Raw genomic sequence first — 19,758 nt, forward strand, 5'->3', positions numbered from 1 at the left:
CGGGGAGGAACATCACGTCGGGTGCGCCCGCCCGTTCACGGTGAGAGCATCGGGCCATGACGAACTCCGGCCTGACCAGCAACTCGAGTGCAGACGAGGCGCGGGTCGTCGACGCGGTCCCCACCGGGCTGTTCATCGGCGGCTCCTGGCGGCCCGCCGCGTCCGGTCGCACCCTGACCGTCGACGACCCGGCCACCGGCAAGGTCCTCTGCGAGGTGGCCGACGCCTCGCCTCAGGACGGGATGGACGCCCTCGCCGCGGCGGTGGCGGCCCAGGCCGGCTTCGCGGCGATGCCACCCCGGGACCGCGGCGAGATCCTGCGCCGCGCCTACGAACTGATCATGCAGCGCATCGACGACCTCGCCCTGCTCATGACCCTGGAGATGGGCAAGCCGCTCGCCGAGTCGCGCGGGGAGATCTCCTACGCGGCGGAGTTCTTCCGATGGTTCGCCGAGGAGGCCGTGCGCATCGACGGCGGGTACGCGGTCGCGCCCAACGGTGCGAGCCGATTCCTCGTGCAGAAGCAGCCCGTCGGCGTGTGCCTGCTCATCACGCCGTGGAACTTCCCGATGGCGATGGGCACCCGCAAGATCGGGCCTGCGATCGCGGCCGGGTGCGCGATGGTGCTCAAGCCCGCGGCCCAGACGCCACTGTCGATGAACGCGCTCGCCGCGATCCTCGCCGAGGCGGGCCTGCCCGACGGCGTGCTGAACATCATCACCACCTCGGACGCGGGCGGCGTCATGGAGCCCCTGATCCGCGACGGACGGGCGCGCAAGCTCTCCTTCACCGGCTCCACCCAGGTCGGCCGGAAGCTCCTGGAGCAGGCCGCTGAGAAGGTGTTGCGCACGTCCATGGAGCTCGGCGGCAACGCGCCGTTCCTCGTGTTCGAGGACGCGGACCTCGACAAGGCCGTCGAGGGCGCGATGCTCGCCAAGATGCGCAACATGGGTGAGGCCTGCACGGCCGCCAACCGGTTCCTCGTGCACCGTTCCGTCGCCGGGGCGTTCGCCGACCGGCTCGCGGAGCGGATGAGCGCTCTCACCGTCGGCCGCGGCACCGAGGACGGCGTGGACGTCGGACCGCTGGTCGACGCGAAGGGCCGCGACAAGGTCACCGAACTCGTCCGTGACGCGGTGGACCGCGGCGCCACTGTGCGCGTGGGCGCCGTGCCGGTGGACGGACCGGGCTACTTCTACCAGCCCACGGTGCTCACCGACGTTCCGCTGCAGGCACGGCTCAGCGCGGAGGAGATCTTCGGGCCGGTGGCCGCGATCAGCCTGTTCGACGACGAGGACCAGGCCGTCGCCGCGGCCAACGACACCGAGTTCGGACTGGTGAGCTACCTGTTCACAGAGAGCGTGACCCGAGCGCTGCGGGTGTCGGAACGGCTGGAGGCGGGGATGATCGGCCTCAACACCGGCCTGGTCTCGAACCCTGCGGCCCCCTTCGGCGGGATCAAGCAGTCCGGTCTCGGCCGCGAGGGCGGCAGCGTCGGGATCGAGGAGTTCCTCGAGACGAAGTACGTGGCGATCGGTTTCGGAGGCTAGGGGATTGCTGAGCAACTCGGCCCTAGCAGGCCGAGTTGCTCAGCGCACTCCTGGCGCCGGGGGCGGGGCTGCGAGAGCTCAGCCTCCCGGCGGCGCTGCGGGGTTGGCAGCCGGAGCCGCCGGGGCGTTCGCGTCGGCCGGCGCGTTGGGGTCGGCCGGCGCATTCGGATCCGCGGGGGCGTTCGGATCCACAGGGGCGTTCGGGTCGGTGCCGGCATCCCCCGAATCGCCGGAGTCCCCGGCGTCAGGGCCGTACACCTTCGTGGCCGGGTCGGTGCCGGTCACGACCGACTCGACCAGCAACGCCCCGCCCTGCACCGCGATGAGCGACATCAGCCCGACGAGTACGAGCACCGACGTCGCGGTCAGGAGCTTCACCTTGACGGGGGTGCGCCCCAGCCTGCCCTGGCCGGTCTCCACGACCCACGCCCGCGCCGCCACCACCACGAGGAACAGCGCGAACGTCAGCCAGACCCAGATGTCCTGAGCCGGATTGATGACGAGGTTCTGAGCCAGGATCATGCTCAGCCTCCCGCGGTCGGGGCCGGGGGTGCAGCCGGCACGGTCTTCTTCAGCACGGCGTCGAAACCGTCCTGGTAGGTCACCACGTACTGCCCGGAGGCCACCAACTGGCGGATGACCTCGAGGGTCCAGCCGGGCTGCATGCCGTTGAGCACCACGCCCTGCTTCTCCACCGAGGTGAAGGTGATGAGCACGTCCGGGGACTCGGCCTCGATACAGCGGATGGGGTCGTCCGACAGCTCGGAACATCCCTCGACCACCGAGCCCATGCTGTGGGTGTCGATGCCCTCCACGCCGTACGGCCCGACGTTGCCGAGCGGCAGGATCTCCTGCCCCGGTGGAGTCGTCTCGATGGTCTGCCGGGCCAGCGCCACTTCCTGCGGGTACACGACCTGGTAGGCGTCGTTACCGCCGCGGATCAGGATCAGTAGTGGGAACAGCGCCGCCATACCGATCGCGAGCACCACCTCCCGCGAGCGCTTGCGCCGCACGAACGCACGAAGCGCGTCGGCCCCGAGGATCGAGAGAACCGGAAGCCCGTAGAGCACGATCCGCAGGAACACCTCGCCGCCGTAGCCCTGCGCGGCGAACGCCATCGGCACCACCGCGAGCGCGATGGGCACGAGGTCGCGCTTACGGCGCCAGTAGACCCACGCCCCGACGATCGCGAGCATCCAGGTCAGCCCCGGCATGAGGATGCGCAGGTACTTCACCACGACCTGGCCCGTGTCACCCGTGAGCCGGTCGGCGACACCCGCCTGCAGCGCGGCGCCGGCGTCGTCCGACCCCGTGATCAGGCTGAGCTGGGTGATCCAGAACTCCCGCGCGGAGATCACGAAGTACACGGCGAAGGCGACCATGGCCAGCAGCACCAGCCCGCGCCCCCGGAACCTGCCGACCACGGCCAGCACCACGAGCTGACCGATGATGGCGAACGGGGTGAGCTGATGCTCGGGGATCACCGCTACCAGGCACAGCGCCGCGCAGAAGTAGATCAGTAGCAGCTGGCGGGGTGGCAGCGACGGTCTGTTCGGCGGGGTCATCGCCGACACCAGCCAGCGGCGCAGCAGCGGCAGCCGCTTCGAGTCGGGATGTGGGAAGGGCCAGCCGGGCACACCGGCCGAGTCGGTACGGCGGGTGGCCAGCGGGCCGAGCGCGAACGTCAGCACCGTGAGCATCAGCACGATCCCGGTGGCCTGGGGCGAGAAGTAGTCCTGCTCGATCCAGTTCAGCCCGATGAACAGCCACGCGGCGGCCCACGGGGCACGCGAGCCGCCGAGCATCGAGCGGGCAAGCGCGTAGATGCCGATCGCCCACACCGTGACGACGACCGGGGGGAACCAGCGCAACACGCTGTCGAGCTGCTCGACCCCACCCGCGTCCCGGAAGAACGCCCACTGGGCGAAGAAGGCGGGCCAGTAGAACCGGGCGTCGATCCCGGTGGGCGGGATGCCGTCGTGGGCGAGCGCATCGGTGAAGCCGGCCAGCAGCCATGCCGTGGTGAACCGGGCCACCGGCTCCACCACGGACGGCATGCCGACCGAGCAGAGGATGAGCACGCCGGTGGCGGTGGACAGCATCGGGATCCGCGGCCGCGGCGACCACAGCTCCGCCACACAGGCCGCCACAGCACACAGCACCGACGCCCAGGCAGCCGGACCGAGGACCGTGGCCAGACCCCAGCCGTCCATCGCGTGCAGGTCGGTGGTGGCCGCGGCCACCGGCAGCAACGCCACGGCCGCCAGCGCCAGGATCGGCGAGAGCCAGCGGTAGATCCCGGGCTCGGGCGGAGCGGGCGGGGCAGGCGGCGGACCGCTGCGTGGGCGAGGTTGCTGGGCCTGCAGCATGGTGGTGGGAGCGTCGACGCCGGCAGGCCGCATAGCCGTTGTGGCCTGGTCGACGTCGCTCCGCGGGCGCCTGTCATCGCCCGTGGAGCGGGTATCCGTCGAAGTCACGGCCTTGCCACCTCCACATCGAACCGGCGACTCGCCGGCGTGAACATCACGACCACCGCGCAGACGACCTGGACGGCGATGTAGCCGACCGCCACGGGGACGAGCGCGGACGCCCCGGCACCGGTGACGGGGGTGACGAGTGCAGCCACCACCACCAGGATCGAGCTGCTCAGCTGTAGACGCGCGTAGCTCATGGCAGCGCCGGTGGCCTGCCGCACACCCAGCTCGTGGGCTACGACCAGCCGGAACGCCAGGCCCAGCAGGAGCAGGCGCAGCACGTCGGCGCCTTGCGCGTAGTCCTCACCGAAGATCAGCAGCAGCGGGTAGGCCAATGCGGCACCGACCGCCAACATCGGCAGGAAGATCCCGAGCAACCGGCGCCGCGCAGCCGCGGCCAGCTCACGCACGCGGTGTGGCTCCCGGGCCACCGTGACCGCCAGGGAGTTCATGAAGAACATCCCGGCGAGGTCGATCACCGCGACGGCCTGCCACGCGATGAAGAACACGGCGCCGGTCTCCGGCCCGAACCGCAGGTTCACCAGGATCGGGACCTGGTTGTACAGCAGCGCCCCGCCGGCCTGGCCCACCGCTGTCGGAACGAGGAACGCGATCATCGCGGAGCGGCTCGGGAGCTTGCCGCCTGTGGCGCGTTCGCTGGCGCGACGCGCAAGAACGAAGATCACCAGCGAGCCGACGATGATCCAGACGACGACCGGGCCGATCCACGACAGCACGATGCCGAAGGAGCCGAGCGCGAGAGCCCCGCCGAGGAACACCAGCAGGGCGATGCGGACGACCGCGAAGATCGCGTTGCGCCAGACCGCCCACCACGGCTTGCCGAGGGCCACGAGGAGGAAGTCGTGGACCGGGAACACGCCCCACCCCGCGGAGGCGATCGCGAACAGCAGGAATCCGGCCGCGACCGGCAGGGCCGGACCCGCCGAGATCATGGCCAGCCGGGGTGCGAACAGCGCGTACAGGAGCCCGACCAGTCCGGACAGCGGCATGATCAGCAGCAGGCTGTTCCAGATCAGCTTGGCGGTGCTGCGCCCGGCGGGCGGGATCCACCGCATCATCGCGACACCGAGGTTCAACTGGGCGGCGCCGCCGACGAGGATGAACGCGGACGCCACGAGCTGCGCGTCGCCGACAGCGGCGGTGGGCAGGATGTGGGCCGCGATCAGCCATCCGACGAAGCCCGCCAGCGACCCCAGCACCGAGCTCAGCGAGAGCGCCAGCCCGTCGCTCAGCCCTCCGTCGCCGCTGTCCTCCTCCGGCGTGACGCCCCGGGCGACGCTCGGGATCCGCACGGTGTCGGCGACCACGGAGGGCAGCCGCACGGTTTCGGCCACCACGGACGGGAGCCGGACGGTGGGCGCGGCGGACGGGTCGAACACCTCTGTCGGCGGATCGGCGCGCGGATCGGGGTGCGGCCGGCCGTCATGATCCGGTCGCACGATCGCCGACGGCCCCGGGGACGGCTGCCGCTTCGTCACGACGTGAGGACCAGTGAAGCGCGGGCGAACCGGGAAGAGACGATCACTGTATTGACAAGCACTGACGCGACGATCAATGTATTAGCGATCACTGAGCGACCACCGCATGGCGGAGCAGCAAGGGGACGCTCAGCGCCGTCATCGCGTACAGCGCCACCGCTGGTCGCCAATGCTCAGTACTCACCATGAACTGGGCGACCAGCAGCGTGGTGGCCACACCGACCCCCACGGTGAGGAGCCAGACGTGCGCGGCCGGGGCTCGACGCAGGAAGCCTGCGGCGGCCCAGCCGGGCCCGAGAATGAGGAAGACGGTGGTGACGACGAACCGGATGTCGCCGATCACGCCACCTGTGATCTTCAGAACGCTCAACACGCACGCCGTGATCCCGGCCACCACCAGGAGAATGGCCACAAAGCGGCGCGCGAGCCGCGCCCGCGTGAGCTCAGCGCTTGAGGGCACGCTCACCTGGCACTCCGTTCGTCACCAACTCGCGATCTTCTGGCCGCAAGCATCTGGCAGATGGTCACCGGACACCCCGGCGGACCCGGTTGGCGTCGAAGTGTAGGGGTGCGTCCCGATCAGGACGCTTCCTCCTCCAGTGCAAAGCGGAGGGCGACGCTATCGCGTCCCTCACGATCCACCGGAGCCGGGCGGGGCGGCGGCATCGGACGGCGGCCGTTCACGGGGTCGGCAACCGGAGCAGCGCCGTTCAGCGGACCGGTGGAGAGCGGCCCTGCGCCGATCGGTCCACCGTTGATCGGCCCACCGTTGGAAGCGGGGTCGGCGAGCGGCGGAACCACGGGGATGCCGCCGGCGGGCGTGAGAGCCCGGGCCTGCTCCTCGACCTGAACCTTCTCGGCACGACCACGCAGCGCCCGGCGCCGCTCGGCGGCCAGCGTGCGCAGCACACGGGTGCCGTCGGCGAAGGTCCGCAGGTTGGACTGGCCGAAGATCCGCTCGCGCTCCATCGACGGGACCTCGGTGATCTTCAACCCCGCGGCGGCGACACGGCAGTTGAGCACGGTCTCGATCTCGAAGCCGTCGCCCCAGAGCATCCCCTCGGGCGGAGCGGGCGCGTCGATGGGCGGAAGGTCGAGAACCGGGAGAATGTCGATCCAGAACGCGTTGTAGCCGTAGCAGAGGTCGGTGTAGGAGGTGCCGAACAGCGCGTTCGCCACGCCGTTGAGGCCTGCGTTGCCGGTTTTGCGCAGGAGCGTGATGTCGTCGCTGCCCCCACCGCGGACGAAGCGGCTACCCTTGGCGAAGTCGGCGCCGTCGATCAGGGCGCGGACGAACGCTGGGATCTCCGCGGGGTCGGCCGACCCGTCGGCGTCGAACATGACGATGAGGTCCCCGGTGGCGGCGGCGAACCCGCACGCCATCGCGTTACCCTTGCCCTTGCGGGTCTGCGTGATGACCTTGACCCAGGGCAGGACCCGTTGGGCGGTCTCGACCGTGCCGTCGACGGAATTACCGTCGACGACGATGATCTCGTGGACCGCCGGGCGCACCGCGGCGATCGCAGGGAGCACGACCTCCAGGTTCCGCGCCTCGTTCCGGGTCGGCACCACCACGGACACCCGCGGGTTGCCGTTCCGCTGCATCGCCGTTCTCCCCCCCACCGCCCACGCGGTGATTTCGCGTCCTCGGCCGCGTCGCTGCCCGTTGCCGTGCCCCAGGACGATCTCCATCACTGGGTTTATCTCCAAAACACCCCATCGCGTTACGTAACAATCTAGCGACGCTGTACCCCAATCGGGCCATCTTTGCTAGTGCAACTGCTGGAGCAGCGCGAGGCCGCCGATCGGCACTCTACGGATAGTGGACCTTGGCCGTCATCGAGGTACCCGATCGTGCAGTAGCGGGGGCCAGGGGCTTCCGCGCCGCCCCTGAGCGGTACGGTCGCGGCGTCCTGAAGTCGGCTGGAGAGAGGCCCGAGTTGCTGCCGATGGCGAGCGTGTCCGTCTGCATTCCGGTCTACAACGGCGCGCGCTTCTTGGCCGAGACGATCCGTAGCGTGCTTGATCAGACGTACCGCGACTTCGAGCTCATCGTCCTCGACAACGCGAGCACTGACGGCAGCGGCGCGATCGCTCAGTCCTTCGCGGAACGGGATTCCCGGGTCCGCCTGGAGCGCAACCCGACCACCTTGTCGCAGCCCGACAACTGGAACCGAGTGGTCCAGCTCAGCCGCTCGCCGCTGGTCAAGGTCGTGTGCGCCGACGATCTGCTTCACCCGCGCTGCCTCGAGTTCCAGGTCACACCCATGGAAGCCGACCCGGGTCTCGCCCTCGTGGCGTCGCGGCGGCACATGATCGACGAGCAGAGCCGCGTGATCGTGCCCAACCGGGGCCTGGCCGGCCTCACGGGCGTGCGCACCGGGGTGGAGGTGGCGCGGAAGGTCGTCCGCAACGGCTCCAACCCGATCGGCGAGTCGAACAACGTGTTGTTCCGCCGCGAGGACTTCTTCGCCGTGGGCGGGTGGCGCGCCGACCGCACGTACATCATGGATCTCGATCTGTGGCTGCGGCTGCTGCAGTACGGCGAGTTCCTGGGGCTGCCGGAGACACTCGCGGCGTTCCGGATCGGACGCGGCACCGTCTCGTCGGACCACGGCGAGGGGATCTACGAGCAGCAGCGGATGCTCCTGGAGGAGATCGGCGAGTCGCCTTTCTTCCAGGTCCGCGGTGTCGACCTCGCGGTCGGGCGGCTGCTCGCCCCTGCCGGGCGCTCTCGCAGGCGAGCCTTGTACGCGATCTCGAAGATCGCCGCGCGTCGCAACGAAGGGGGCGACGCGGCCTGAGCCGCGCAGGCCGCCCGAGGCGACCTCAAGGGGCTAATCGCACATATTTTGCGATTGCCGGACGATCGCGACTAGCCTGAGCGAGTCATCGGCCGGGAGGTCGACAGCGCGCTCCTCGGGAGGTCGGGATGGCCGGCGACACGGTCCTCGCCATGCACATGAGCGACGGGCTGGTGAACGCGCCCACCGCCGCGGCGTGCGGCGTGCTGGCCGTTGCCGGGCTGGCCCTGGCCGCCACCCGTGCCCGGTCGGATCTCGACGAGCGGACGGCCCCGATGGCCGGGCTGGTCACCGCTTTCGTCTTCGCCGTGCAGATGATCAACTTCCCGATCCTGCCCGGTGCGAGCGGCCACCTGCTCGGCGGTGCGCTGGTCGCGATCCTCGTCGGTCCCTGGGTCGGCTCGCTCTGCATCGCGATCGTCCTCGCGGTACAGGCGCTGCTCTTCGCCGACGGCGGACTCACCGCGCTCGGCACGAACATCGTCAACATGGCGCTGGTCGGCGTGTTCGTCGGTTACGCGGTGGCGGTCGCGCTGCGCCCGCTCGCCCGCCGCGGCCGGGCAGGACTGGTCACAACGGCGTTCGTGGCCGCGTTGGTGAACACGCTTGCCGCAGCGCTCGCCTTCGTCGTGGAGTACGCGATCGGTGGCGCGGGCGGCGCTTCACTGGGCACCGTCCTCACGCTGATGCTCGGCCTGCACCTGCTGATCGGCATCGGTGAAGGAATCATCACCGCCGCCACCGTCGGCGCCGTCGCCGCGGTCCGGCCCGATCTCGTCCACCTTCTGCGCGGATCGGCACCCCCGCTGAGCATCCGCGAGGGCCAGGGCCGTGCCACGGCTGAGGGGAGCGCGTCATGACCGCGCCTGCACCGAATCGCCGCTCTGCGCGCTTTTTCATCGGATTCCTCGCCGTGGCCCTGCTCGTCGCGGGTGTCCTGTCCTACCTCGCGAGCCCCGATCCCGACGGGCTGGACACCGTCGCCCTCGACGGCTGTCAGGTCGTCGAGACCGACGCCGGCGAGCACCTCGACGGCACGTGCATCGCGCAGAACGCCGGCGAGCATGCGTTCGCGGCGAGCCCGCTGGCCGACTACGCGGTGGGTGGCAGCGACGGCACGGTCGGCCTGGCCGGCGTGATCGGCGTCCTGGTCACCGTCGTCGTGGCGGGCGCGCTGTTCCAGGTGCTGCGCAAGCGGGGCGGCCCGGGGGACGAGCGCTAGTCGTGGGTGCGGGACACGCCCATCCGCTCCACCTTCCCGGGGCGTCGCCGGTCCATCGGCTCCCGGCCGAGGTCAAGATCGTCGCGGCGTTCCTCGGCATGGTGTGCGTGGTCGCCACGCCGAGGGAGGCCTTCCCGGTGTTCGGCGGCTACCTGGCGTTGCTGGCCGCGATCTGGGCCGTCGCACGGATCCCGCCGGGGTGGATCGCGCGGCGGTCGGTGATCGAGGCGCCGTTCGTGGTGCTCGCGGTGCTCCTTCCGATCACCGGCGGCACGCCGTACGTCGAGTGGTTCGGGCTCTCGTTGTCCGAACCGGGGCTGCTCGGGGCGTGGAACATCCTCGTCAAGGGCACGCTCGGCGTGCTGACCTCGCTCACCCTGGCCGCCACCACCTCGCTGCGCGACCTGTTGCTCGGGCTGCAGCAGCTGCACGTGCCCGGTCCGATCGTCACGATCGTCACCCTCATGCTGCGCTACGTCGACGTGATCGCCGCCGAGGCCGGCCGGATGCGGCTCGCCCGGATCTCCCGCGGTCACGACCCGCGTTTCCTCTGGCAGGCGGGAGCGACTGCGCGCGGCGTCGGGGCCCTCTTCGTCCGCTCCTACGAGCGGGGTGAGCGGGTGCATCTCGCGATGCTGTCGCGGGGCTGGACCGGAGACATGCCGCGGCTGACCGACGCGGTCACCACGCGCAGCCAGTGGCTGATGGGGCTCGCCCCTGTGGCCGTCGCCGTAGCACTGACCGTCACGGGGTGGTCGATCACATGACAGGCGCACGCGATCCCGGAGCCGGCACCCTGCCGACGGTGGGGTCACCGGAACAAGCGCCGTCGCTGCAGGTCAGCGGTCTCGCTTTCGCCTACCCGGACGGCCGTCAGGCCCTGTTCGGGATCGACCTCACGATCGAGCGCGGCGAGCGTGTGGCACTGCTCGGCCCGAACGGGGCCGGCAAGACCACGCTGGTGCTCCACCTCAACGGCATCCTCACCGCGGGCCAGGGCTCAGTAGCGGTGGGCGGTCTGCCCGTGGCGAAGGAGAACCTGCGCGAGGTGCGCCGGCGGGTCGGCATCGTCTTCCAGGATCCCGACGACCAGCTGTTCATGCCCAGCGTCGCCGAGGACGTGGCGTTCGGCCCGGCGAACTTCGGTGTCACCGGCCCCGCACTGCGCGCGCGGGTGGACGCGGCGCTCGCCACCGTCGGCATGCAGGAACACCGTGACCGCTCCCCCCTGCACCTGTCCGGCGGGCAGCGCAGGCGGGTCGCGCTCGCCACCGTGCTGGCGTGCGAGCCGGAGATCCTCGTGCTCGACGAGCCGTCGTCCAACCTCGACCCGGTGGCCCGCCGGGAGCTCGCCGAGGTGCTGCTCGGGCTGGACGCCACGCTGCTCATGGTCACCCACGACCTGCCGTACGCGTTGCAGCTGTGTACCCGCGGGGTGGTGCTCGACGACGGCGTGATCGTGGCCGACGCACCCCTGCGTGAACTGCTCGCCGACCCCGCGCTGCTGCGCCGCCACCGCCTCGAGCTGCCCTACGGCTTCGCCCTGCCGTGACAGCTCGAACCGGACGGCGCAGCAGCGCCGGGCACCCTTACTTCTGGTCGTCCTGATCGGCGGGCGGCACCTGCGGGAACCCGCGCGGAGGGGTGGGCAACGCGCTCTCCGGCAGGCCCCGCTGGTCGGACGCCTGCTGCTGCAGGGCGGGCCGAGCCGGGCCGTTGGCGTGAGCGGGCTGCGCGCCGAGCGCGGGCACCACGTCCTTACGGGCCTGCGCCTCGGCGTCGGCCACCACCTTGGCGATCGCAGGGTCACCCGCGGTGTCGAACCAGTCCTTGATCGACTCGTCGTCCACCTCGGGCTTGGACACCGTTTCGTCCACCGGCGAAGGCTCGAACCGGAAGACCCCGTCGCTGCCCGGGGCGCCGAGCATCCGAGTGAAGCCCTCCAGTGCCTTGCCGAAGTCGGACGGGACGATCCAGACCTTGTTGGCGTCTCCTTCAGCCATCTGCGGCAACGTCTGCAGGTACTGGTAGGCGAGCAGCTCCGGCGTCGGCTTGCCCGCCTTGATCGCGGCGAACACCTTCTCGATGGCCTTGGCCTCACCCTGGGCCTCGAGGTAGCGGGCCGCCCGGTCGCCCTGGGCACGCAGGATGCGGGACTGCCGCTCGGCCTCCGCGTTGAGGATGGCGGCCTGCTTGGCGCCCTCCGCGGTGAGGATCTGCGCCTGCTTCTGCCCCTCGGCGCTGCGGATCGCGGACTCCCGCTGGCCCTCCGCCGTGAGGATCGTGGCCCGCTTCTCGCGCTCGGCCTTCATCTGCCGCTCCATCGACTCCTGGATCGACGCGGGCGGGTCGATGGCCTTGATCTCCACGCGGGCCACGCGGATTCCCCACCGGCCCGTCGCCTCGTCCAGCTCGCCGCGCAGCGCCGTGTTGATCACATCGCGCGAGGTCAGAGCATCCTCCAGGCTCATTCCGCCCACGATGTTGCGCAGCGTCGTGGTGGTGATCTGCTCGACGCCGACGATGTAGTCGTTGATCTCGTAGACGGCCGACTTCGGGTCGACCACCTGGTAGTAGACGACCGTGTCGATGTCGACGGTCAGGTTGTCCTGGGTGATGACCGACCGCGGCGGGAACGACACCACCTGCTCGCGGAGGTCGATCCGCTCCCGGACCTTGTCGATGAACGGCACCAGGAATACCAGACCCGGGTCGGCAGTGCCCTTGAACCGACCCAGTCGCTCGATCACAGCTGCTGTGGCCTGCGGGATGATCTGGATCGCTTTGACCAGCGATATCACGACAAGCAGGACCACGAGCACCACGACGATCAGTAGCACCGCACCATCGGCAGGCACTGTCACCACTCCCCCTTCAACCCTGCGCTGGATGTCAGCGGGCCGGATCCTTGCGCACCGCGTCGCACCAGGTGACTCCGGTGTACCCCTGTGGCGCCCGGATTGCTGCAGTTAGTCCTGTCCGACGACCAGTGCCGTGGCCCCGGAGATCTCCATGACCGTGACCTTGGCGCCGGGTTCGATCACCTCGTGCCCGTCGCTGGACCGCGCGGACCACAGCTCGCCGCCGATCTTGACCCGGCCGTCATGGCCGTCCACCCGCGCGACGACGACAGCGGTGGTGCCGACGAGCGCCTTGTGATGCATCACGGTGTGATCGATCCCGCGGTTCAACCGGCGGCGCAACGCCGGCCGCGCGGCGAACACCAGCAGCACCGACACCACGACGAACGCGACTGCGCCCGCGATCGGACCACCGACCAGAAAAGACACCCCGGCCGCCGCGAGAGCGCCGCCGCCGAGCATCAGGAGTACGAAATCGCCGGAGAGGACCTCTGCGGCGATCAGCACCAGGCCCACGATTAGCCAGATCAGTGCGGCCGACATGAACCGATCCTGCCAGATCCGCGGGCCTCTGATCAGCTCGTTACGAAATCGATGAGCCTTTCAACCGCATTGATGAGGGGAACCTCGAGGTCACGGAAGCTGTGCACCGCGCCGAGCACCCGGCGTGCCCCGTCGGCGGGCTCACCCCAGCGCAGGGCGGCGCAGACCCCGGTTTTCCAGTCGGTCCCCTTGGGGACCTCGGGCCAGGCGCGGATCCCGACAACGGACGGCTTCACGGCCTGCCACACGTCGACGTAGGGATGCCCCGTGACGAGCACGTCCGGTCCGGCCACGGCCGCGGCGGCGCGCGTCTCCTTCGACCCCTCCACCAGGTGATCCACCAGCACACCGAGCCGGCGCCCCGGGCCGGGACCGAACCCCGCGACAGCGACGGCGAGGTCGTCCATGCCGTGCATCGGCTCGACCACCACACCCTCGACCCGCAGGTCGTGCCCCCACACGCGCTCCACGAGTTCGGCGTCGTGGAGGCCTTCCACCCAGATCCGTGCCGCCCGGGCCGTACGCGCGGTGTGTCCCTGCACCTTGATCGAGCCGGACGCCGAGCGGGCCGGACCCACAGGCGCCCGCTTCGGTGGCACGAGGGTGGCGGGAGCGCCTTCGAACAGGAACGCTGCCGGCCGCAGCGGGAAGACCCGTCGGCTGCCGTGCCGATCCTCCAAGGTCACGTCCCGCACGCTCACGGCGACGACCGCGCCGCAGAAGCCACTGGCCGGGTCCTCGACGACGAGGCCGGCCTCGGCGGGTACTTCCGGAATCTCCCGGCGTACCCGGTTGCGGGTGCCGTCTGATCCGAACGCCCCTCGGTAGTCGTGCGACCGCGTCACCCCGCTGTTCTACCGCCCGATCACGTTCCGGGTACGGCGCGACACGCGCATGCCTGCAACCCACCCGCCCGACCTGCGGCAACGCATCGTGTTCGCATTCACCCGCACGGCAGCGATGCTCCAGGCCCCGGACGTGGCTAGCCTGACGCCCGTGCCCTGCCCCTCCGCCACCTTCACCGTGTGGACCTCGGCCTGGCTCGCGGGTGCTGCGGCACCCGACGACGTCCTGGACGCACTCGCCCCGTGGGCAGATGCGCACGACGTCCAGGCAGCCGACGCGGACACCGCCCGCGTCACCGCGCTCTCATCGCCTGGCGAGCCGGTGTCCTCGGTGACCTTCCTGCTCGCCGCGCTGCGCCGGTCGGCACCGCGCGGCCCGGCCCGGTTGGTCCTCCCCGTCCCCGGTGACGCGCGTGGGCTCCCCCGCCCCGGGCCTTTCAGCCAGCAGGCGATGTCGGCGGGCGAGGGTGTGCTGTTCGCTGAGGCCGGGCTGGGCATCGTGCCCACGTCGGTGGCCGACGGTGTCCTGCGCTGGACCGTCTACCCCGTTGTCGATCCGGGCCCGCCACCGGAGTTCGTCGCCCTCAACCAGGCGGAGCGTGAGCTGCGCGACCAGGTTCGCCAGTCTGCGTCGGTGCTCACCTCGCTCGGCGTGGCCCGCCACCGTCCCGGGGTGCGCGAGGAGATCGCGGCCGCCCTGCGGGCGCGGCCCACGTCGTTGTGGCCTGCCGGGATGCCCGGGCAGCCGCTGCGCGTGCTGCAGCACGCCGACGAGGTGGAGGCGATCCTCGCCGCGGCGTCGGTCGACGAGCCGGGCGGGGCGCTGTCCGCATCCGCCGCCACGGCCCGTCGCGAGGCGCTGCGCCCCATCGAGACGGCGGTGCGGGTGGCCCGACGGGCCGCCGTGGCCGAGGCCGTCCGCATTCTGGCGGCGAGCCCGCTCGTCTGACGGCGCTGCTCAGCCGCACCAGCGGGCGAGCAGTGCCCCGTACACCTCCACTGCCTGGTCCACGCGTGATGCCAGGCACCATTCGTCCACCACGTGGCACTGCGCGGTCTCGCCCGGCCCCAGCACCACCGTCGGCGCGGCCGCTCCTGCGCCCAGCAGCCCTGCCAGCACCGACGCGTCGGTGAAGTAGCGGGCCGGCGCCCTGGGCGTGTCGTCCAGCCCGGTGTCGGCGAGCGCCGACCGGACGAGCCCGACGAACGGGTCGTCCGCGCCGGTGTCCACCGGAGCCAGCAGCACGTGGTCCGTCACGCTGACCTTGTCCCCGGCCAGGGCTCCGACCTGCGTGCGCAGCTCGTCGGGGTCGACGCCCGGCACCGTGCGGATGTCGAGCATCAGCTCCGCGGCGGCAGGCACCACATTGGTGGCCACACCGCCGCTGAACATGCCGACGTTCGCGGTGACGCGCCCGAACCGCTCGTCGGTGGGCCAGCCGTCGAACTCGTGCAGCGCCACACCCGCCCGCGCCAGCCGTACCACGGCGTTGTCGCCGAGCTCGGGAGCCGATCCGTGTGCCGAACGCCCGGTGGCGCGCAGCCGCATCCAGTGGGCGCCCTTGTGGCCGAGCACCAGTTCGTTGCCCGTCGGCTCGGCCACCACGAGCGGTCCACCACCGGCGATGGCGGACCTGGCGCCGTCGTCGAGGCCGAGCAGGCCCGTGCAGCCGGTCTCCTCCCCTGCCGTCAGCACGAGCTGCACACCCCGGCAGTCATGCGGTCTGCTCGCGTGCTCCACCGCGGCGATCACCGCGGCGGCCACTCCCGACTTCATGTCGCTGGTGCCCCGCCCGACGACCCGGTCGCCGTCACGCTCGGCACCCCACGGGTCGGCCGACCAGTCCGCGGCGTCCACCGGAACGGTGTCGAGGTGGCCGGTGAACGTCAGCGGAGGTCCGCCGCCCGCAGTGCGGGCCACGAGCTGCTCGCGCCCGTCGGCCCAATCGAGCAGCTGCGTGCCCATCCCGGCGTTCTCGGTGATCGCCGCACAGTGCCGGGCTGCGGCGCCCTCGCCACCCCCGATCGTCCGGAACCGGATCAGGTCGGTGAGCAGGTCGAGCGCGGAGGTCACCGCAACACCTGCCCCTTCGTCTCGGGCAGGGTGAGGATCACCAGGAACGCGATGGCGGCGCCGGCGGCCACGTACCAGAAGAACGCCTCGGCGGCACCCGCACCCGAGAGCGCCTGGATGACCAACGGGGCCGTGCCTCCGAACAGGGCGACGGTGAGGTTGTACCAGGCCCCGATGCCGAGCCCGCGCAGCGTGGTGGGGAACAGCTCGCTCATCACCGCGGGCGCGACGGAGGTCATCATCGTGTAGAGCCCGAGCCCGACGCAGAACACGACGAGCAGGTTCCCCAGCCCCGGCCCGATCAGGTACGACAGCGGCACGATCAGCACCGCCGTGGCAGCCGACCACACCAGGAGCTGCGGCTTTCGCCCGTACCTGTCCGACAGCGCACCCATGGGGTACTGCAGCGCCACGAACAACGCCGTCGCGATCGAGAGAGCGACGAAGACCTCGTTCGCGCTGGCACCCCGAGAGGTCACGGCGAAGGGCGTGAGCGCCGAGAAGAACGTGTAGTAGCAGAGCGTCGAGAGCAGCGTGAAGCCCACGAGCTGGCCGACGGCCTTCGGGTGCTCGCGCAACGTCGTCAGGAGCGGGTTGCGCAGGGCGTGCGCCGCGGTCTTGTTCTCCTCGAACTGCTCGGTCTCCGGCATCGCCCGGCGCAGCCACAGCCCGACGAGGCCGAGCACGCCCCCGATGAGGAACGGGATCCGCCAGCCGTAGGACGAGAGCTGCTCGGCGTCCATCACCTGGGTCAGCAGCGCACCGAGCAGCGACGCCACGAGCACCGCCGAGCCCGTGGAGATGTAGAAGAAGGACGAGTACCGGCCGCGGCGCTCGGGCGGGGCGATCTCGGCCAGGTACGCCGAGGCGTTGGAGACCTCCCCACCCAGCGACATGCCCTGCGCGACACGGGCGATCAGCAGCAGCGCCGGCGCGAGCCAGCCCACCATCGCGAACGTGGGCAGCAGGCCGATGGCGAGCGACCCCACCGCCATCAGCAGGATCGTCACCAGCATCGCCGTGCGCCGCCCCCGCAGGTCGGCGAACCGACCCAGCACCCAGCCCCCGAGCGGGCGGAAGAAGAACGCCACCGCGTACGTGGCGAGCGTGCTGAGCAGCGCGAGCGCAGCGTTCTCCTTCGGGAAGATCTGCGTGGCGAAGAAGATGCTGAACGTCACGTAGATCGTCCAGTCGTACCACTCGATGGCGTTGCCGATCGATGCTGCGACCAGAGTGCGTACGGGCAACCGGTGCGGCTCGGAGTCGATCGCGGTAGGCGGTGTGGATATCGACGGATCGGACACGGCTACCCCTGGCTTTACGGCGACGGAAAGTCAGCAGAGAGTAGCCACTCGATCGACCGTCGTCACCCGCTGAGGTGAACGGCGGCCTCCTGATGACCTAGCCGGCACGTACTCCCTCGATGAAGGCGCCGGCGTGATCCAGTACTTCGGCGCTGGTCGTAGTGGTCTGCCCGAGGTCGATGAACACCTCGTCCACGTCGAGATCCACTAGTGACCGGGCGTAGTCGACGAGCTGGACCATCGTGCCGTGATCGGGAACCTGCTCGGGGTCGGCCTTCTCGTCGCTCAGGTGCGGATTGATCCGCACGATGAACCGGATGTCGCCGCGATCGCGCCCCGCCGCCTCGGCCTCCCGGCGGACGCTGTCCCAGAGGTAGGACAGGGCCGGCAGCGGAGCGCCGACACCGAGCCACCCGTCCGCCCGGCGCCCGACGCGGCGGATGGCCTGCGGCGAGAAGCCGGGCAGCAGGATCGGCGGGCGGGGCCGCTGCACGGGCTTCGGCTCGATCGGTGTCGGGACGACCGTGAACAGCGGACCGTCGTGCTGCACCACCTCGGAGGTCCAGATCTGCTCCAGCAGGTCCAGCGTCTCGTCCAGCCGTGCTCCCTTGCCCGTCCACGGCACGTTGACGGCCGTGTACTCATCGCGCATCCAGCCGATGCCGAACCCCGCGTCGAGCCGCCCCTTGCTCAGGATGTCGAGGGTGGTCAACGTCCGGGCGAGGATCACCGGGGGGTACCAGAGGGCGTTGAGCGTGTTCGTGCCCAGTCGGACCCGCTCGGTGTGGGCGGCTGCGAACGTCAACGCGGTGAGCGGGTCGAGAAACGTGCCGAACTGGGGAGGGATCACCCCGTCCTTGCCCGGGTAGGGATCGCTCGGTTCGACCGGGACGAAGAGGCGGTCCCCCGTCCACAGGCTGTCGTACCCCATGGCCTCGGCGGCTCTGCTGACCTCGACCAGAGAATCGACGGTGGCCAGCGCGCCGTAATGAGGTAAGCCGAGACCGATTCGCATCCGATCACCTTTCAGAGTCTATTTCCGATTCACAATACGAGCGCCGCTGCGGCACGGACACCGCCGTGACCACCGAATTTTCTGACGACAACAGGCGTTGCACACCCCCAGGGACAGCAACGAAGCCGCCCCCGCCGAATTCATGCGGAATTCGGAGATGTGCGCGATTCAGTTCACCGGCCGGTCGGTCGAGACGGCGAGATCGGCGTAGGCCTCGAGCTCGGTCAGCTGACGCTGCAGCTTGTCGCGGATGCGCTCGACAGCCGCCTGTCCCAGTGGCAACCGCAGTGGCGCCGACCCGTCGCGCACCACCCCGATGATCGCCTGGCATGCCAGCGCGGGATCGCCGGGCTGCTGCCCGTGCCCCTTCGAGAACCGGTCCCGCAACGCCCCCGCGGGACCGCCCGCGTAGTCCTCGATCGGCGTGGCCCACCCGAGCGAGCGGCCCAGGAAATCGGTACGGAACGGCCCCGGCTCGACGAGCGTCACCCGGATCCCGAACGGGGCGACCTCACCGGCGAGCGCCTCGGACGCCCCTTCCAGCGCGAACTTCGAGGTGGCGTAAACGGCGTGACCCGGGTTGGCGACGACGCCACCGACCGACGACATCTGCACGATGTGGCCGCTGCGGCGAGCCCGCATGTGGGGCAGCACGGCGCGCGTGACGGCCAACGCCCCGAACAGGTTCACCCCCAGCACCTCGTGGATCTGCTCGTCGGTCAGCTCTTCGAGCGCTCCGAGGAGACCGTGGCCCGCGTTGTTGACGAGAACGTCGATGCCGCCGCTGTCCACCGCCGCCGAGACTGCAGCACTGACCTGCGCGGGGTCGGTCACGTCGAGCGGCAGGGCCAGTGCGGCTCCGGGGTGGCGCTCCACGAGATCGGCGACCGTCTCGGACTTGCGTGCGGTGGCCACGACCTGATCACCCTGCTCGAGCAGGGTCTCGGCGAGGGTGCGTCCGAACCCGGTCGATGCGCCCGTGATGAACCAGCGGAGTTGGGTCATACCGCCATCCTGCGCCTCCCCACCGAAGCCAACCCCAGCCCCTCCCCCGTCCCCAGCAGATCCCAAGCTGGACGAGCGGCATGGTCGTACTGACTGAGCGGACGAAGGTGCGCTCGCACGAGGATCGGGCGCCAGAGCCCGGCGAGCCGATCAGGGCTGGACGAGCGGCACGGTCGCTCGAACCTGGCGGACGAACATGCCACTCGTGCAAAGGGACTCGGGGCCGCTGGTTCGACCACGGAAACGAGCGGCACGATCACACCGACCACGCGAGAGCGCGAACATCAGCTTCTTCGAGTGCGGCGCGTGAGCTCGCCGGTCTCCAGTTCGCTGGAATCGCCATCGAGCACCACCAGGCGGTCATGGCGCGCTCGTCGCGGCCCGTTGGTGCGAACATCTCGCTCGTGCGATCGGCTCGGGGAGCACGAGCCGCGGCCCGCTGGACCGGGCCGGGCAGCCGGGACTGGCTGGGTTGGGTTGGACGAGCGGCTCTCGAGCGCTGGGTCCGCGCGAAAGTGCCGCCGGTCCGGAGGACCCGGGACCGCGGGCCGACCGGAGTGGA

General features: G+C 70.6%; 19 protein-coding genes. 7 read left to right on the forward strand and 12 right to left on the reverse strand.

The genetic code is table 11. The features are described 5' to 3' along the window. Window positions 1-56: 56 nt before the first annotated feature. Window positions 57-1,550: an NAD-dependent succinate-semialdehyde dehydrogenase gene (locus ACQPZQ_RS24390; protein WP_433284333.1), complete on the forward strand. Its 1,494-nt coding sequence runs from the start codon at window positions 57-59 to the stop codon at window positions 1,548-1,550. A 78-nt stretch (window positions 1,551-1,628) separates the two neighbouring features. Here ACQPZQ_RS24390 and ACQPZQ_RS24395 read toward each other — a convergent pair whose 3' ends face one another. The 5 genes from ACQPZQ_RS24395 to ACQPZQ_RS24415 all read right to left on the reverse strand — a co-directional run bounded on the left by ACQPZQ_RS24395 (window position 1,629) and on the right by ACQPZQ_RS24415 (window position 7,128). Beyond that, window positions 1,629-2,072 carry a hypothetical protein gene (locus tag ACQPZQ_RS24395; RefSeq protein WP_433284335.1) on the reverse strand — a complete coding sequence of 148 codons (444 nt, stop codon included), beginning with the start codon at window positions 2,070-2,072 and terminating at the stop codon, window positions 1,629-1,631. Between the two features lie 2 nt (window positions 2,073-2,074). Then, on the reverse strand, window positions 2,075-4,027 hold the full coding sequence (locus ACQPZQ_RS24400; protein ID WP_433284337.1) for a hypothetical protein: 1,953 nt from the start codon (window positions 4,025-4,027) through the stop codon (window positions 2,075-2,077). Beyond that, window positions 4,024-5,523, reverse strand: a complete 1,500-nt coding sequence (locus ACQPZQ_RS24405) for a lipopolysaccharide biosynthesis protein (protein WP_433284339.1) — start codon at window positions 5,521-5,523, stop codon at window positions 4,024-4,026. Before ACQPZQ_RS24405 ends, ACQPZQ_RS24400 begins: the two co-directional genes overlap by 4 nt. 88 nt (window positions 5,524-5,611) lie before the next feature. Continuing rightward, on the reverse strand, window positions 5,612-5,989 hold the full coding sequence (locus ACQPZQ_RS24410) for a hypothetical protein (protein ID WP_433284341.1): 378 nt from the start codon (window positions 5,987-5,989) through the stop codon (window positions 5,612-5,614). Between the two features lie 113 nt (window positions 5,990-6,102). Further along, a complete protein-coding gene (locus ACQPZQ_RS24415; protein ID WP_433284343.1) occupies window positions 6,103-7,128 on the reverse strand; it encodes a glycosyltransferase family 2 protein in 1,026 nt (341 codons plus the stop codon). Between the two features lie 344 nt (window positions 7,129-7,472). On the opposite strand from ACQPZQ_RS24415, the gene ACQPZQ_RS24420 reads away from it, so the two are divergent. The 5 genes from ACQPZQ_RS24420 (at window position 7,473) to ACQPZQ_RS24440 (ending at window position 11,101) form a co-directional block, all read left to right on the forward strand. Next, the gene (locus tag ACQPZQ_RS24420) at window positions 7,473-8,327 is read left to right on the forward strand and encodes a glycosyltransferase family 2 protein (protein WP_433284345.1); all 855 of its coding nucleotides are present in this window, start codon (window positions 7,473-7,475) and stop codon (window positions 8,325-8,327) included. A 128-nt stretch (window positions 8,328-8,455) separates the two neighbouring features. After that, window positions 8,456-9,187: an energy-coupling factor ABC transporter permease gene (locus ACQPZQ_RS24425; RefSeq protein ID WP_433284346.1), complete on the forward strand. Its 732-nt coding sequence runs from the start codon at window positions 8,456-8,458 to the stop codon at window positions 9,185-9,187. After that, window positions 9,184-9,549, forward strand: coding sequence for a PDGLE domain-containing protein (locus ACQPZQ_RS24430; RefSeq protein ID WP_433284348.1), 366 nt, complete (start codon window positions 9,184-9,186; stop codon window positions 9,547-9,549). The genes ACQPZQ_RS24425 and ACQPZQ_RS24430 overlap by 4 nt, the downstream gene beginning before the upstream one ends. 2 nt (window positions 9,550-9,551) lie before the next feature. Next, on the forward strand, window positions 9,552-10,316 hold the full coding sequence (gene cbiQ / locus ACQPZQ_RS24435; protein ID WP_433284350.1) for a cobalt ECF transporter T component CbiQ: 765 nt from the start codon (window positions 9,552-9,554) through the stop codon (window positions 10,314-10,316). After that, entirely contained in the window at window positions 10,313-11,101 is a 789-nt protein-coding gene (locus ACQPZQ_RS24440; protein ID WP_433284352.1) for an energy-coupling factor ABC transporter ATP-binding protein, read from the forward strand. The genes cbiQ and ACQPZQ_RS24440 overlap by 4 nt, the downstream gene beginning before the upstream one ends. A gap of 37 nt (window positions 11,102-11,138) precedes the next feature. On the opposite strand, the gene ACQPZQ_RS24445 is transcribed toward ACQPZQ_RS24440, so the two are convergent. The 3 genes from ACQPZQ_RS24445 to ACQPZQ_RS24455 all read right to left on the reverse strand — a co-directional run bounded on the left by ACQPZQ_RS24445 (window position 11,139) and on the right by ACQPZQ_RS24455 (window position 13,798). Next, complete coding sequence (locus ACQPZQ_RS24445; protein ID WP_433299341.1) at window positions 11,139-12,389, reverse strand: SPFH domain-containing protein; 1,251 nt, start codon at window positions 12,387-12,389, stop codon at window positions 11,139-11,141. Between the two features lie 129 nt (window positions 12,390-12,518). After that, window positions 12,519-12,953 (reverse strand): NfeD family protein, encoded by a 435-nt coding sequence (locus tag ACQPZQ_RS24450; protein WP_241038112.1) that lies wholly within the window; start codon window positions 12,951-12,953, stop codon window positions 12,519-12,521. A 32-nt stretch (window positions 12,954-12,985) separates the two neighbouring features. After that, window positions 12,986-13,798, reverse strand: a complete 813-nt coding sequence (locus ACQPZQ_RS24455; RefSeq protein WP_433284354.1) for a DUF3097 domain-containing protein — start codon at window positions 13,796-13,798, stop codon at window positions 12,986-12,988. Window positions 13,799-13,913: 115 nt separating this feature from the next. Here ACQPZQ_RS24455 and ACQPZQ_RS24460 point away from each other — a divergent pair, with 115 nt between their 5' ends. Beyond that, complete coding sequence (locus ACQPZQ_RS24460) at window positions 13,914-14,747, forward strand: hypothetical protein (protein WP_433299343.1); 834 nt, start codon at window positions 13,914-13,916, stop codon at window positions 14,745-14,747. Between the two features lie 9 nt (window positions 14,748-14,756). Here the strand turns inward: ACQPZQ_RS24460 and ACQPZQ_RS24465 are convergent, their stop codons facing one another. From ACQPZQ_RS24465 to ACQPZQ_RS24480, 4 genes are all read right to left on the reverse strand, one after another. Continuing rightward, complete coding sequence (locus ACQPZQ_RS24465; RefSeq protein ID WP_433284356.1) at window positions 14,757-15,872, reverse strand: M20 family metallopeptidase; 1,116 nt, start codon at window positions 15,870-15,872, stop codon at window positions 14,757-14,759. Further along, a complete protein-coding gene (locus ACQPZQ_RS24470; protein WP_433284358.1) occupies window positions 15,869-17,176 on the reverse strand; it encodes an MFS transporter in 1,308 nt (435 codons plus the stop codon). Before ACQPZQ_RS24470 ends, ACQPZQ_RS24465 begins: the two co-directional genes overlap by 4 nt. Window positions 17,177-17,273: 97 nt before the next feature. Beyond that, window positions 17,274-18,191: a TIGR03619 family F420-dependent LLM class oxidoreductase gene (locus ACQPZQ_RS24475; protein WP_433284360.1), complete on the reverse strand. Its 918-nt coding sequence runs from the start codon at window positions 18,189-18,191 to the stop codon at window positions 17,274-17,276. Between the two features lie 168 nt (window positions 18,192-18,359). Next, a complete protein-coding gene (locus ACQPZQ_RS24480) occupies window positions 18,360-19,196 on the reverse strand; it encodes an oxidoreductase (protein ID WP_433284362.1) in 837 nt (278 codons plus the stop codon). Window positions 19,197-19,758: the final 562 nt, after the last annotated feature.

The organism is Pseudonocardia sp. CA-142604, from assembly GCF_050948475.1.
Taxonomy (GTDB): Bacteria; Actinomycetota; Actinomycetes; order Mycobacteriales; family Pseudonocardiaceae; genus Pseudonocardia; species Pseudonocardia alaniniphila.